General features: G+C 76.1%; 12 protein-coding genes, 1 pseudogene and 1 riboswitch. Of the genes and pseudogenes, 4 read left to right on the forward strand and 9 right to left on the reverse strand.

Going from position 1 to position 13113, the window contains the following annotated elements; translation table 11 throughout:
- Positions 1–143: 143 nt before the first annotated feature.
- On the reverse strand, positions 144–746 hold the full coding sequence (locus ACI79G_RS01025; RefSeq protein WP_456878905.1) for a hypothetical protein: 603 nt from the start codon (positions 744–746) through the stop codon (positions 144–146).
- A 354-nt stretch (positions 747–1100) separates the two neighbouring features.
- Positions 1101–1880: a sporulation protein gene (locus ACI79G_RS01030; RefSeq protein ID WP_456878906.1), complete on the reverse strand. Its 780-nt coding sequence runs from the start codon at positions 1878–1880 to the stop codon at positions 1101–1103.
- A gap of 150 nt (positions 1881–2030) precedes the next feature.
- Between ACI79G_RS01030 and ACI79G_RS01035 the strand changes: the two genes are divergently transcribed.
- Positions 2031–3221: a site-2 protease family protein gene (locus ACI79G_RS01035; RefSeq protein WP_456878908.1), complete on the forward strand. Its 1191-nt coding sequence runs from the start codon at positions 2031–2033 to the stop codon at positions 3219–3221.
- A gap of 27 nt (positions 3222–3248) precedes the next feature.
- On the opposite strand, the gene ACI79G_RS01040 is transcribed toward ACI79G_RS01035, so the two are convergent.
- Genes ACI79G_RS01040 through ACI79G_RS01050 form a run of 3 tightly spaced genes read right to left on the reverse strand, consistent with a single transcriptional unit; the run spans position 3249 to position 6498 of the window.
- Complete coding sequence (locus ACI79G_RS01040) at positions 3249–4088, reverse strand: SDR family NAD(P)-dependent oxidoreductase (protein WP_456878910.1); 840 nt, start codon at positions 4086–4088, stop codon at positions 3249–3251.
- The gene (locus ACI79G_RS01045; protein WP_456878912.1) at positions 4085–5005 is read right to left on the reverse strand and encodes an alpha/beta fold hydrolase; all 921 of its coding nucleotides are present in this window, start codon (positions 5003–5005) and stop codon (positions 4085–4087) included. The genes ACI79G_RS01040 and ACI79G_RS01045 overlap by 4 nt, the downstream gene beginning before the upstream one ends.
- On the reverse strand, positions 5002–6498 hold the full coding sequence (locus tag ACI79G_RS01050; protein ID WP_456878914.1) for a flavin-containing monooxygenase: 1497 nt from the start codon (positions 6496–6498) through the stop codon (positions 5002–5004). The genes ACI79G_RS01045 and ACI79G_RS01050 overlap by 4 nt, the downstream gene beginning before the upstream one ends.
- A 142-nt stretch (positions 6499–6640) precedes the next feature.
- Here ACI79G_RS01050 and ACI79G_RS01055 point away from each other — a divergent pair, with 142 nt between their 5' ends.
- Entirely contained in the window at positions 6641–7807 is a 1167-nt protein-coding gene (locus ACI79G_RS01055) for a PucR family transcriptional regulator (protein ID WP_456878915.1), read from the forward strand.
- A gap of 69 nt (positions 7808–7876) precedes the next feature.
- Here ACI79G_RS01055 and ACI79G_RS01060 read toward each other — a convergent pair whose 3' ends face one another.
- The 3 genes from ACI79G_RS01060 to ACI79G_RS01070 all read right to left on the reverse strand — a co-directional run bounded on the left by ACI79G_RS01060 (position 7877) and on the right by ACI79G_RS01070 (position 9662).
- On the reverse strand, positions 7877–8845 hold the full coding sequence (locus ACI79G_RS01060) for an NADPH:quinone oxidoreductase family protein (protein WP_456878917.1): 969 nt from the start codon (positions 8843–8845) through the stop codon (positions 7877–7879).
- Between the two features lie 81 nt (positions 8846–8926).
- Entirely contained in the window at positions 8927–9103 is a 177-nt protein-coding gene (locus ACI79G_RS01065; protein ID WP_456878919.1) for a hypothetical protein, read from the reverse strand.
- A 31-nt stretch (positions 9104–9134) separates the two neighbouring features.
- Entirely contained in the window at positions 9135–9662 is a 528-nt protein-coding gene (locus ACI79G_RS01070) for a DNA-directed RNA polymerase subunit alpha C-terminal domain-containing protein (RefSeq protein WP_456878921.1), read from the reverse strand.
- An 87-nt stretch (positions 9663–9749) separates the two neighbouring features.
- Between ACI79G_RS01070 and ACI79G_RS01075 the strand changes: the two genes are divergently transcribed.
- On the forward strand, positions 9750–10610 hold the full coding sequence (locus ACI79G_RS01075; RefSeq protein ID WP_456878922.1) for an alpha/beta hydrolase: 861 nt from the start codon (positions 9750–9752) through the stop codon (positions 10608–10610).
- Positions 10611–10874: 264 nt separating this feature from the next.
- A riboswitch (cyclic di-AMP (ydaO/yuaA leader) is annotated at positions 10875–10994 on the forward strand.
- Position 10995: 1 nt separating this feature from the next.
- Positions 10996–12102, forward strand: coding sequence for a LysM peptidoglycan-binding domain-containing protein (locus ACI79G_RS01080; protein ID WP_456878924.1), 1107 nt, complete (start codon positions 10996–10998; stop codon positions 12100–12102).
- 183 nt (positions 12103–12285) lie between these two features.
- Here the strand turns inward: ACI79G_RS01080 and ACI79G_RS01085 are convergent.
- Positions 12286–12954, reverse strand: a pseudogene (locus ACI79G_RS01085) (NAD(P)-dependent oxidoreductase); the annotation flags it as partial.
- Between the last annotated feature and the right edge of the window lie 159 nt (positions 12955–13113).

The raw sequence follows: 13113 nt of genomic DNA on the forward strand, positions 1-13113 counted from the left end.
CGAGGCCGTCCGCAGTCGGATGGGGGTCAGCGCGGGGCGGCAACGAGACGCACCAGGCCGCACGCTGCAGCGAGACCCCGAACCGGTGGCCGGGTCGGGCCCTCGCTGCGGCAGTGACGTGCGCCCGGCGGGAGCCGAGCGGCTCAGGTGGTGGGCGACGAGGTGCTGGTGCCGTCCTCGGTCGGGTCCTGGTCGGGGTCGTCGTCCGGGAAGTCGAACGGCGGCGCCGGGTTCTGGCCCTCGGCGGACACCGGCACGTCGACGGTCACCTCGCCGGCCTCGCCGAAGGTGAAGGTGACGGGGATCGACTGTGACGAGCGCAGCTCCCGCCCCAGGTCCAGCAGCGTCACGTCGGGTGGTCCCTCGGCTCCCACGTAGAGGGTGTCGTCGGCGTCCACGGTCAGCGGCAGCCCCTGGCCCTCGGCGGTCTCGACCCGCACCCCGCCGAAGTCCGGCCCGCTGATGTCGGTCAGCGTCACCGGCTCCTCGCCGGTGTTGGTGACCGCCATGAACAGCCGTGCGTCCTCGCCGGCCTCGTACGCGCCGTCCAGCGGGTACTCCAGCTGCACCTGCTGCAGGCCGACGTCGTCGTCGAGCCGGACGTCGGGGCCGACGGCGCCGCCCTCGACCTCGGCGGGGTCGTCCGACAGCGTCTCGTCCGGCTCGGCGTTCCCGCAGCCGGTCAGCACCAGGACTGCTCCGGCGGCGGCGGCCAGCCGGCGGCGGGTGGGGAGAAGCGCGTTCACGGGACCTCCTGCTCAGCGCTGAGTGGGACGTCGATCGGTGCGGAGCGGGCTCAGGGCGCGGGCGCGAGCACCTCGGCGACCGAGGAGCCCCCGCGCCCTAACTCCTGCCCGGACGCGCCGCCCACACCTCCACCCCGGCCGGTTGTGTTACCGAACCGTCATGTCCCCGGCGGCACCTCAGGAGGGGGCGGCCGGCGGCGCGGTGCCCCCGTCCGTACCGGAGGACGGTGCCGGCGCGGCGACCGAGGCGTGGCCGTCCCGATCCACCGGCTCGGCGGTCAGCACGCAGCGGGCCGTGCCCGCGGCACCGCCCAGCGGTGCAGCCCCCGACACCGCGCGGTCCCGACGCCGGGGTCAGAACCAGCCGCGGCGGGCGCCCAGCTGACGGACGGCGGCGTCGAGGTGTGCGGCCACGGCGCGGACGTCGGTGTCGGAGTGGCTCAACCGCAGCCGGCCGCCGACGTCCCGGCCCTCGCTGAGCAGCCCGCCCCGCCGGTCGACCTCCAGGACGACGTCCACGCCCTGCGGGTCGGCGAGGAAGGTGACCTCCAGCTCGTTCACCCGGCCTCGGAGGCCCGGCGGCGGGCTGAACTCGACCTCCTGGTAGAAGGGCAGCTCGCTGCCGCGGACGTGGCCCTTCTCCACGTCGGCGCCGCGGAAGGCGAAGCCGAGACCGTCGAGCGCGTGCAGCACGGTGCGCTGCACGGGCAGCGGCAGCACGGTCACCGGATCGAGGTCGCCGGGGTCGACCGAGCCGGCGATGTCGACCCGGGTGCGCAGGCCGACGCGCATGCCGCGCAGGTGCCAGCCGTCGATCGCCGTGATCGGGCACTGCCACGGCACCGGCAGGCTGAACGGGACCTGGTACTGCTGGCCCGGCTCCAGCCGCCCGGCCCCGGCGATGGCGGCGGTGCCGAAGGTGACCTCCTCGCGCCACGAGGAGTCGCCGCTCTCCACCTCCACGGTGGCCTGCAGCGCGACGCGCACCTCCGTGACGTCCTGCGGCACCTTGCCCCCGGTGACGTGCACGGTGCCGGTGACAGCGCCGCCCGGGGTCGTCTCCGGCCGGTCGAGCACGGTCTCGACGCCGGCGCCGCCGGAGCCCAGGCGCGCCATCATGCCGCGGAAGGCCATCGGTCCTCCTCGTTCGTGGGGGTCGTCGGACGGGGTCGAGATCACGACGGTCGGAGCCTGTCACGGGGCTCGTCCGCGTGTCACCGCCCCGTGGCGAGGGCACCGGGTCCGCATGGACCTCCCACCGGCACCGTCACCGAGGAGGGCAACGTGAGGGAGACCTTCAGCCTGGGCCGGATCGCCGGCATCCGCGTCGGCGTGAACGCCAGCGTCCTGGTGATCGTCCTGATCATCGCCGGGGGACTGGCGTTCGGCCGGTTCCCCCTGGTGCTGCCCGGCCGCGGTGCCGCCGCGTACGTCGTTGCCGCGGTGGCCGCCGCCGTCGCCTTCCTCGCCTCGCTGCTGGCGCACGAGCTGGCCCACGCCCTGGTGGCCCGCCGCAACGGGGTCGAGGTCGAGGGCATCACCCTGTGGCTGCTGGGGGGCGTGGCCCGGCTGAGGGGAGGTGCGCGCACGCCCGGGGCGGAGTTCCGCATCGCCGGCGTCGGCCCGCTCACCAGCTTCGTCCTCGGCCTCCTCCTCGCCGCCGTCGCCGTCACGGCGCGGCTGGCGGGCGCCGACGGGCTGCCGGTCGCCGTCCTGGAGTACCTCGCCGGCATCAACGTGGTGCTCGCCGTCTTCAACCTGGTCCCGGCCGCCCCGCTCGACGGCGGGCGGCTGCTGCGCGCGTTCCTGTGGCGTCTCCGCGGCGACGCCTGGTCCTCCGCGGTGACCGCGGCCCGGGCGGGCCGGTTCTTCGGCTTCGCCCTGATCGCCCTGGGCTTCCTGCAGCTGGTCACCGGCCAGGGGTTCGGCGGGCTGTGGCTGGCCCTCGTCGGGCTGTTCGTGGTGAACGCGGCGACCGCCGAGGAGCAGCACGCGCTCGTGTCCGGCCGCCTGGGCGGGCTGACCGTCGGCGCGGTCATGAGCAGCCCCGCGCTGGTCGCCGACCCCGACCTGACCGTCGAGCGGTTCCTGCACGAGGTGGCCCTGGTGCGGCGCTTCAGCACCTATCCGCTCGTCGACGGCTCCGGCGCACTCGTCGGCCTCGTGACGCTCAACCGGTTGCGCTCGGTCCCGCCCGCGGCCCGGGCCACGACCCGGCTCCGGGACGTCGCCTGCCCGCCGCCGGAGATCCCGGTCGCCCGGCCCGGCGAGCCGCTGACCGAGCTGCTGCCCCGCATGGAGGGGTGCAGCGACGGCCGCGCGGTCGTCCTCGACGACGGCCGGGTCGCGGGCGTCGTCTCGCCGAGCGACGTCGCCCGGACCCTCCAGCTCGCCGACCTCGCCGCCTTCGACCGGTACCCGTCGGCGGGGGGCGGGGCCGACGTCGCCCGCGTGCCGGACGCCGGTCGTCCCTGACCGTCCCGGCCCCGCCCCCGGGGACGGTCAGGAGAAGCGGCGCTCGGCGCGGGCGACCAGCACCGGGTAGAGCCGCGGCGCCAGCCGCACCAGCAGGTCGACGACCTTGGCGTCGTTGCCGACCAGGATGCGCGGCCGGCCGGCCTCCACCCCGTCGACGACGATCCGCGCGGCCTGCTCGGGCGGCATCCTCAGCAGCTTCTCGTTGTAGGCGCGGTGGCGGGCCTCCTCGGCCGCGGTGACCTCCCGGCCCTGCGCCTTGGCGTGCTCCCACGCCGCCGTGGCGATGTTGGTCCGCACCCCGCCGGGGTGGACGACGCTGACCTGCACCGGGTGCCCGGCGGCCAGCAGCTCCGCGCGCAGGCTCTCGGTGAAGCCGCGGACGCCGAACTTGCTGGTGCAGTACGCCGTCATGCTGCCCTGGCCCATGATCCCGTTGAGGCTGGAGACGTTGACGACGTGCCCGTCGCCGGAGGCGACCAGGTGCGGCAGGAACGCCTTGGTGCCGTGGATGACGCCGAACAGGTTGATCGACAGGACCCGGTCGTACTCGGCCCAGTCGGTGTCGAGCACCGCACCGCCGCCCGCGACACCGGCGTTGTTGTAGACCTGGTGGACGACGCCGAAGTGCTCCGCCACCGCGGTCGCGTACGCCTCGACGGCCGCGCGGTCGCGGACGTCGAGCCGGGCGGTGTGCACCTCCGCGCCCAGCGCCCCGGCCCGGTCGGCGGTCTCGCCCAGGCCCAGCTCGTCGACGTCGGACAGCGCCAGGCGCGCGCCGCGCTTGGCCAGCTCGAGGGCCAGCTGCCGGCCGATGCCGGAGCCGGCGCCGGTCACGACGGCGACCTTGCCGCGCACGCTGCTCATCGGATTCCTCCTGCGGTGGTCGAGTGGGCGAGGTCGGTGGTGAGCTCGACGAGACGGTCGACGGCGCCGGGCGCCAGGTGGTGGCCCATGCCGGCGATCTCGACGTGCCGCGCCCCCGGGACGGCGTCGGCGGTGGCCCACCCGCCGGTCGGGTGCACCATCGGGTCGCGGTCGCCGTGGACGACCAGGGTCGGCGCGGTGATGCGGGCCAGCTCCGCCGTCCGGTCGCCGGAGGCCTGGATGGCGCCGATCTGCCGGGCCACCGGCGCGCCGGAGCCGGAGTCGCCGCCGCGGTGCCACACCGCGGTCGCCCAGGCCCGCTCGACCTCCTCGTCCGGCGGGAAGGTCGTCGAGCCGATGTGCGCCAGCATCGCCACGTGCCGCTCGACGGACTCCTCGACCGTGCGCGCCGGGTTCCTGGCCAGCCGCAGCAGCGTCGAGCGGGCCGGCTGGCCCACCCGCCGGTGCCCGGTGGTCGAGAAGATCGACGTCAGGCTGAGCACCCGCGCCGGGTGCCTCGCCGCGACGGTCTGGGCGATCATCCCGCCCATCGACATCCCGACCAGGTGCACCCGCTCGATGCCCAGGGCGTCGAGCAGGCCCACGACGTCGGCGGCCATGTCGGCCAGGTCGTAGGCGTCCGGCCGCGGCCGGGCCAGCAGCTGGCGCAGCCGGCCGGGCGGCGGCGCCCCGATCCGCGAGGACCGGCCGGCGTCGCGGTTGTCGAGGCGGACGACGCGGAAGCCCCGCTCGACGAAGCCGTCGACCATCCGCTGCGGCCACGAGGTGAGGTCCAGGCCCAGGCCGGCGATGAGCAGCAGCGGCGTCCCGTCGTCCGGCCCGTCGACCCGGAAGCAGATCCGCGGGCCGGCCGGGAGGTCGACGAAGCGATCGGTGTCCTGCGCCGTGGCGCTCACGCGGTCACCGCCGCGCGGTCGGCGGAGCGGGACAGGTGCAGCTCGGGGTCGGTGACGCTGTCGGCCCGCAGCAGCTTGACGTCGGTCGAGTAGCTCATCGAGGTCAGCCAGGGCATCCGGTCGCCCTGGCGGGGCAGCTGGTCGACCGCGCGCTGGATGTAGCCGGCGGCGAAGTCGAGCAACGGCCGGGTCGGCATGTCCGGGTCGCTGGGCTCGGGCCGGGCCACGTCGTACCCGTGCGCGTCCATGTACGCCAGCAGCCGGCAGAAGTGCTCGCAGAGCAGGCCGATCTTCAGCGTCCAGGAGGAGTTCGTGTAGCCGATGGCCAGCACGAAGTTGGGGACGCCGGAGAGCATCATCCCCTTGTAGGCCACCGTGTCGGGCAGGTGCACCGGCTCGCCGTCGACCGTCAGCGAGATGCCGCCGATGGCCTGCACGTTGAGCCCGGTCGCGGTGACGATCACGTCGGCCTCGAGCTCCCGGCCGGAGGCCAGCAGCACGCCGTCCTCGGTGAAGGTCTCGATCCGGTCTGTGACGACGTCGGCCGTCCCGTTGCGGATGGCGCGGAACAGGTCACCGTCGGGGACGGCGCACAGCCGCTGGTCCCACGGGTCGTACGGCGGGTTGAAGTGCTCGTCGACCGGATAGCCCTCGGGCAGCTGCTTGGTGTTCACCCAGCGGATCAGCCGGCGGGCCGCCCTGGGGTACTTCTGGCAGAACTTCCAGATGCCGATGCCGCGGGCGATGTTCTTGCGCCGGGTCAGCGCGTAGGCGCGCTCGTCACCCAGCAGGGCGCGCAGCCGGTCGGCGAGGGCGTCGTTGCGGGGCACTGGCATCACGTAGGACGGCGTGCGCTGCAGCATCGTCACGTGCCCGGCCGTCCCGGCCATCGCCGGCACCAGGGTGACCGCGGTGGCGCCGCTGCCGATCACCAGCACCCGCTTGCCGGCGTAGTCCAGGTCCTCGGGCCAGGCTTGAGGGTGGACGACCGGGCCGCGGAAGCGCTCCCGGCCGGGGAAGACGGGCGTGAAGCCCTCGTCGTAGCGGTAGTAGCCGCCGGCGCAGAACAGCCAGCCCGCCGAGAGCTGCAGCCGCTCGCCGGTGTCGGTGCGCTCGACGTCGACGGTCCACCGGGCGTCGGCGGTCGACCACGAGGCCGCCAGCACCCGGTGGTGGTACCGGATGTGGGCGTCCAGGCCGTTCTCGGTGATCGTCTCGCGCAGGTAGGCGAGGATCCGCGGCGCGTCGGCGATCGACTGCTCGTCCCGCCACGGCTTGAACTCGTAGCCGAAGGTGTGCAGGTCCGAGTCCGAGCGGATGCCGGGGTAGCGGAACAGGTCCCAGGTGCCACCGGAGGCCGCGCGGGCCTCGAGGACGGCGAAGCTCTTCGCCGGCAGCTCGGTCGTGAGGTACCGGCCGGCCCCGATGCCGGAGATCCCGGCCCCGACGACGAGGACGTCGAGGTGCTCGACCGGCGTCTGCGTGGTGGTCACCCGTCCGACTCTCCGTGGTGCGCACCACTTGTGCCACTGCATGCTGCACCACGATGCTCGCCCGGTGGTGCAGAGTGCTGCGGGCGGGCGGTGGCCGGAGCTCTCCCCTCGGGGGCGGGAGCTCTTCCGGAGGGGTGCGGAGGTGGCCCTCGACCCCCACGACGCGTGGGTCGAGGAGCTGCACGCCGCCTCCCTGGGCGGGCCGCGGATGCGGCCGGTCGCCGAGGACCCGGTGCTCGCCGCGGCGACCCGGCGGGTCAGCCTGGCCAACCTGCTGCACTGGGCGGCGGCCAACGTGCAGCACCCGGGACGCCGGGTGCCGCCCAACACCGGGCCCGAGTCGCTGGAGGCGGCCCGCGACCTGGTGCGGCGGGGCCTGGACGAGTCGGCCCTGGACGCCTACCGCGCCGCGCAGGGCGTGGCCTGGCGGCGGTGGATGGAGATCTGCTTCGACCTGACCTCCGACCCCGCCGAGCTGCGCGAGCTGCTCGACGTCTCCGCGCTGTCCATCGCCACCTTCATCGAGGACACCGTCGCGGCCACCTCCGAGCGGATGCGGGCCGAGCGCGACGAGCTCACCCGCGGTGCGCACGCCGAGCGCCGGGCCGCGGTCAGCCTGCTGCTGGAGGGCGCCCCCATCAGCCGGGCCCGCGCCGAGGCCCAGCTCGGCTACGGCCTGGCCGGCCCGCACACCGCCGTCGTCGTGTGGAGCGGGTCGGGGACGGCCTCCGAGCAGCTCGAGGCCGCGGCCGAGGCCGTCGTCCGGGCCGGCGGGGCCGCGCACCGGCTCACCGTCGTCGCCAGCGCCGCCGCGCTGTGGGTCTGGCTGCCGGTGGCGACCGCGCCGAACGCGGGGCAGCTCGCCGACGAGCTGGCCCCGCACCCCGACGTCCGGGTGGCCGTGGGCCGCCCGGGCCGGGACGTCGACGGCTTCCGCCGCAGCCACCTCGACGCCGCCACCACCCAGCGCATGGTCGCCCGGCTGACCAGCCCGCAGCAGGTGGCCCGCTACGAGGACGTGCAGCTGGTGGCGCTGCTCACCGCCGAGCCGACGCAGGCCGACGAGTTCCTCGTCGACACCCTGGGCGGCCTGCTGCACGCCGACGCCGACACCCAGCAGGCGGTCCGGACCTACGTCCGCGAGCTGGGCAACACCTCGCGCACCGCCGAGCGGCTCTACACGCACCGCAACACGGTGCTGCGCCGGCTGGCCCGCGCCGACGAGCTGCTGCCGCGCCCGCTCGCCGACAACGTCGTCAGCGTCGCCGCGGCCCTGGAGGTGCTGCGCTGGCGCGGCACGGCGACCTGAGGGAGGACCCCGCTGCCCCCGCCACCCGCAGGCTCGCGCCGGGACCCTGCAGCGGGGCCGCGCCGCTCGTCAGTCGCGGATGCGCAGCAGCACCTTGCCGGTGGCCCGGCGCTCGTCGAGCTCGGTGACCGCCGCGGCGGCGTCGGCGAGGTCGTGCACCGACCCGAGGACCGGGTCGAGGGCGCCGCGCTCGAGCAGCGGCTGCAGGTCGCGCCACTGCTCCTGCACGTAGCCGGGGTCACCCATCCAGAACGCGCCCCAGCCGACGCCGACGACCGAGACGTTGTTCAGCAGCAGCCGGTTCACCTTGACCGTGGGGATCTCCCCGCCGGTGAAACCGAGGACCAGCAGCCGGCCCTCCCGCGCCAGGCTGCGCAGCGAGTCGGTGAAGCGGTCCCCGCCCACCGGGTCGGCCACGAGGTCCACGCCGCGGCCGCCGGTGAGCTCCTTGACCCGGTCGCGGAACCCGTCGGCGAGCACGACCTCGTCGGCGCCGGCGGCCCGCGCGGTCTCGCCCTTGCCCTCGCTCGACACCACCGCGAGTACGCGCGCGCCGTAGGCCTTGGCCAGCTGGATGCCCGCCGTCCCCAGGCCGCCGGCGGCGCCGTGCACCAGCACCGTCTCGCCCTCGCGCAGCTGCCCGCGGCGGCGCAGCGCGAAGTGCATGGTCAGGTAGTTCATGGGCAGCGCCGCGCCCTGCTCGAAGCCCACGCGGTCGGGCAGGGGGAAGACCAGGCCGGGGTCGACCGCGGCCACCTCGGCGAACCCGCCGAAACCGGGGAAGGCCGCCACCCGCTGACCGGGCCGGAAGCCGCTCCCCTCCGGCGCGCCGCGCACCGTGCCGGCGACCTCGCTGCCGGGGACGAACGGCAGCTCCGGCTTGACCTGGTACTGGCCGCGGCTGAGCAGCACCTCGGGGAAGGTCACCCCGGCGACGTGCACGTCGATCAGCACACCCGCGTCCGCGTCGGGCTCGGGGACGTCGACGACCGAGATGGCCGAGGGGCCGTCGAGGGTGGTGATCTGGGCGGCGCGCACGGGTCCTCCTGGACGGTGGGGGTGCTCAGGCGGCGAGCTTGTCAGAGCGCGGAACCGGGGCCGCACCGCGGGGTGACGGCCTCAGTCGGTCTCCGGCTGCTCCGTCGACTCCGGTCCGACGGCGGGGGCGGCGCCGCCGAGCTCGGTGCTCCGTGTCGACTCCGCGTCCTCGAGCCTCGGGACGCGGGGGTCGTCGGGCAGCGGGGGAGCGGTCTCCTGCGGGCCGTCGTCGCGCGGCGGGGTGCTCTCGGTGTCCATGACCCCCGGGGTACCCCGCCGGGCGGCGGACTCATCCCCTGGCGAGCCGGCGCAGCCGGCGGACCGGCTCCCGGACGGCGCACAGCGCCAGCCGCACCGGCAGGGTCGCGACGGCCTGCCCGACCCGGACGCCGAGGCGCCACAGGTCGGCGTAGTCCGGCGGCCGGGGCGCGGTCGGCGGAGGCTCGGGCGGGGGCGGCGTCGCGGGCACGATGAGGTCCACCGTCGTCCGGCGGCGCGTGCTGCGCAGCGACTCGAACGACGGGATCGCCGGCGCGGCGGGCGACTCCTCGTCGTCCGGGTGGGTGTCCGGGGGAGGGAGCCGTTCCTCGCGCTGGCCCCCGGGCGTGCGGCCGGGCGGCTCCGGGACGACGCGGCGGATCGCCGCGATGCTGCCCGGGCCCAGCCCGTTGACCGCCCGGAGGTCGGCCCGGGTGAGGCCGGCGAGCTGCGCGGTCGTGGTGATCCCGGCCCGGGCCAGTGCGGTGACCGCCCGCGCGGGCAGGCCGAGGTCGCTGACGGTCTCCCCGGGCGCGGTCCCCGGCGACGTGGTCGGCATGGTGTCCAACCTAGGACCGGCCGCCCGGCCGCACCGGTCCAGGGCTCCTGCAGGATGCCCGCAGTCCGTGCGCACAGGAGGCTCCCGATGGCTGCTGCCCGTCCCGGCGGGTCCCCGCCCCCGATCCACACCGAGGGCACGCTGGCCTCGGGGCTGTACCGGCAGGCCTGGACGGTCGAGGACCCGGTCGGCGCGGTCGTCCTGGTGCACGGCGCGCACGAGCACGGCGGCCGGTACCGGCACGTCGCCGAGCGGCTGGCCGCCGCGGGGTACGCCACCCACGCCGTCGACCACCCCGGCCACGGCCGGTCCCCGGGCCGCCGCGGCAACATCGGCAGCATGGCCGCCGCCGTCGAGGGCGTGGCCGAGCTGGTGCGGTCCGCCGGCGAGCAGCACCCCGGCGTCCCGCTGTTCGTCTACGGGCACAGCCTGGGCGGGCTGATCGCGCTGCAGTACCTGACCGGGACGCCGGACGCCCGGGTCGCCGGCGCCGTCATCTCCGCGGCCGCGCTGGACACCAGTGCCGCGAACGCCGTCCAGCGGACCGTGGCGCCGCTGCTGTCCCGCGTCCTGCCCGACCTCGGCGTCCTGCGGCTCGACGCGGAGGCGGTCAGCCGGGATCCCGAGGTGGTCCGCGACTACCGGGCCGACCCGCTCAACCACAACGGCCGGATGGTCGCCCGCACCGGCGCCGAGCTGATGACCGCCGCGCTGGCCATGCCCCGGCGGCTGCCCTCGCTGACCGTGCCGCTGCTGGTGCTGCACGGCACCGCCGACCGGCTGGTGCCGCCGGCCGCCAGCGAGGTCGTCCGGGCGCACGCCGGCTCCCCCGATCTCACGCTCCGGACCTACGAGGGGCTGTTCCACGAGCCGCACAACGAGCCCGAGAGGGACGAGGTCCTGGCCGACGTCGTCGCCTGGCTCGACGCCCACCGTCCCTCCTCCTGACCGCTCGCCGCGGGGCGGGAGGCCGTGCGGCGAGCGGTCAGGGGTGACCACGGCTACACCGGCGCGACACGCCGCGCCGACCTGCGGCGCGCCGGTTCCGGAGCCGGTTTGTGACCGGCGTCACGACGACAATGCACATGACTGCACGTAGCTTTTCGTGTGCGCTCAGCAAACGAGAGAGCGCGGCGCCGGTCCGCCAAACCCTGCCCACCGGTCGCCCTCCAGATCCCAGGGCAGGGGTGGGGGACCCACGACCACGGCGCGCCACGACTCGAGCCGCACGACTCGAGCGGAGGACCGCCTCGGGGTGAAGCCGCGGACCGCGGCCGGGCACCGATCGCCCGAACCCGACAGCTCACCTCGCCGGCGGTGATCGGAGATCACCATGGCCAAGCACCGCGCACCCCGCTACGTCCGCACCAAGAAGGCCCTCGCCAAGGCGCCCGTCGCCGCCGGCGCCACCGTCGTCGGGTTCAGCGTCCTGGGCTCCCCGGCCCAGGCCCTCGCCGCCACCACCCACGACTGGACCGGCGTGGCCGAGTGCGAGTCCGGCGGCGACTGGAGCATCAACACCGGGAACGGCTACTACGGCGGGCTCCAGTTCAGCCAGTCGACCTGGGCCGCATACGGCGGCACGGCGCTCGCACCCCGCGCTGACCTGGCGACCCCCGCCCAGCAGGTCGAGATCGCGGAGAAGGTCCTCGCCGGCCAGGGCATCGGCGCCTGGCCGACCTGCGGGGGTCGCCTGACCGACGGCACCACGGCGGCCGCCGCCGAGACGCCGGGAGCCGCGCCGAGCGCCGCTCCGGCGACGAGCCCGGAGGACGCCGACACCCACGGTCGCCACGCCTCCGAGGACGGCTACACCGTCGAGCGCGGTGACACGATCGGGACGATCGCCGCCGCCCACGGCCAGTCGTGGCGCGACCTGTACCAGCGCAACGTCGACGTCATCGGCGCCGACCCGAACGTGATCCTCCCGGGGCAGGTCCTGCACACCGCCGACCCGGCGGCCGCCGCTCCGGCTCCCGCCGCCGGCTGGGCGGGGAACGCGGCGCCCGCGTCGGTGGTCGTCCCGCTCGCCGCGGCGGCCGCTCCGGCCCCGGTGGCCGCTGCGGCTCCCGCGGCCACCGCGCGCATCACGAACAGCGCCGGCGACGTGGCCTCGCAGGTGCAGGCCGCGGCGAACCGGGTGGTCAGCGAGGTGCCCGGCGCCGACTCGATCACCATCGGCGGCACCCGGGCCAGCGCGACCGACCCGAACGGCCACCCGTCCGGCCTCGCGCTGGACTACATGGTCACGTCCGACGCCGCCCTCGGCGACGCCATCGCCGAGTACCACATCGCCCACTGGGACGAGCTCGGCGTCGAGTACGTCATCTGGCAGCAGCGGATCCTGACCTCGCCGGACGGCGTGTGGAAGGCCATGGCCGACCGCGGCAGCGCGACGGCGAACCACATGGACCACGTGCACGTGAACTACGCCGGCTGAGTCCCGGCCCGGCCCGCGGGCGGGGCCCCCCCCCCGGCGCGGGGGGGGGGGGGCCCCCCCCCGGGGCCCCCCGGCCCCCCCCCCCGCCCCCCCCCCCCCCCCCCCCCCCCCCCCCCCCCCCCCCGCCCCCCCCCCCCCCCCCCCCCCCCCCCCCCCCCCCGGCCGGCCGCCGGCGGCGTGCGGGGTGAGCAGCAGGTTCGGCGCGTCCCACAGCGGGGAGTCGGCCGGCAGCGGCTCGACCTCCGTGACGTCCAGCGCGGCGCCGGCGATGCCCGCCTCGGTGAGCGCGGCGACGAGGGCGGGCTCGTCGACCGTCGTCCCCCGGCCGACGTTCACGACGAGGGCGTGCCGCGGCAGCGCGGCCAGCCGGGCGGCGTCCAGCGCGTGGGTCGTGGCCTCGGTGGCGGGCAGGATCATCACCAGGACGTCGGTCTGCCGGAGCTCGTCCTCCAGGTCGTCCTGGGCGACGACGGGGAACCCGGCCCGCTCCCCCGCGCTGCGCCCCACGCCCCGCACCTGCGCACCGAGGGCCTGCAGCAGCGGGGCCAGGTGCTGACCGATGTTGCCGAAGCCCCACACGAGCACCCGGGCGCCGAGCAGGGTGGTCACCCGGCCGTCGGGGTGCAGCGGCTGCAGCCCGCCGAGCTCGTCGGCCCAGCGGTGCCCGGCCTGCGCGGCGATCGCCTCCGGCAGCCGGCGCAGCAGCGCGAGCACCAGGGCGAGGGCGTGCTCGGTGACCGGCCGGTCGTGCAGGCCCGCGCCGGAGGTCACGACGACGTCGTCGGGGAAACCCGCGTTCAGGACGACGTCCGGCCCGGCCGCCAGGGTCTGCACCCAGCGCAGCTGCGGCATCCGGCCGGCGACGGCGCGCAGGTCGTCCAGGCCGTTGCCCCACACCACCAGCGCCTCGGCGTCCAGGTGCTCCTCGGGCACCGGGGCCGCGGCGTCGTAGCGCACCGCGTCGACCCCCTCGGGCAGCCTGGGGTCGAGCGGGACGGAGTCGGGCAGCAG

The sequence above is a fragment of the Geodermatophilus sp. SYSU D00779 genome (assembly GCF_054050595.1).

Coding starts and splice junctions, on each gene's coding strand:
- ACI79G_RS01075 (WP_456878922.1), top strand. CDS start 9,750: ATGGCTGCTGCCCGTCCCGGCGGGTCCCCGCCCCCGATCCACACCGAG.
- ACI79G_RS01065 (WP_456878919.1), bottom strand. CDS start 9,103: ATGGACACCGAGAGCACCCCGCCGCGCGACGACGGCCCGCAGGAGACC.
- ACI79G_RS01030 (WP_456878906.1), bottom strand. CDS start 1,880: ATGGCCTTCCGCGGCATGATGGCGCGCCTGGGCTCCGGCGGCGCCGGC.
- ACI79G_RS01070 (WP_456878921.1), bottom strand. CDS start 9,662: ATGCCGACCACGTCGCCGGGGACCGCGCCCGGGGAGACCGTCAGCGAC.
- ACI79G_RS01040 (WP_456878910.1), bottom strand. CDS start 4,088: ATGAGCAGCGTGCGCGGCAAGGTCGCCGTCGTGACCGGCGCCGGCTCC.
- ACI79G_RS01080 (WP_456878924.1), top strand. CDS start 10,996: ATGGCCAAGCACCGCGCACCCCGCTACGTCCGCACCAAGAAGGCCCTC.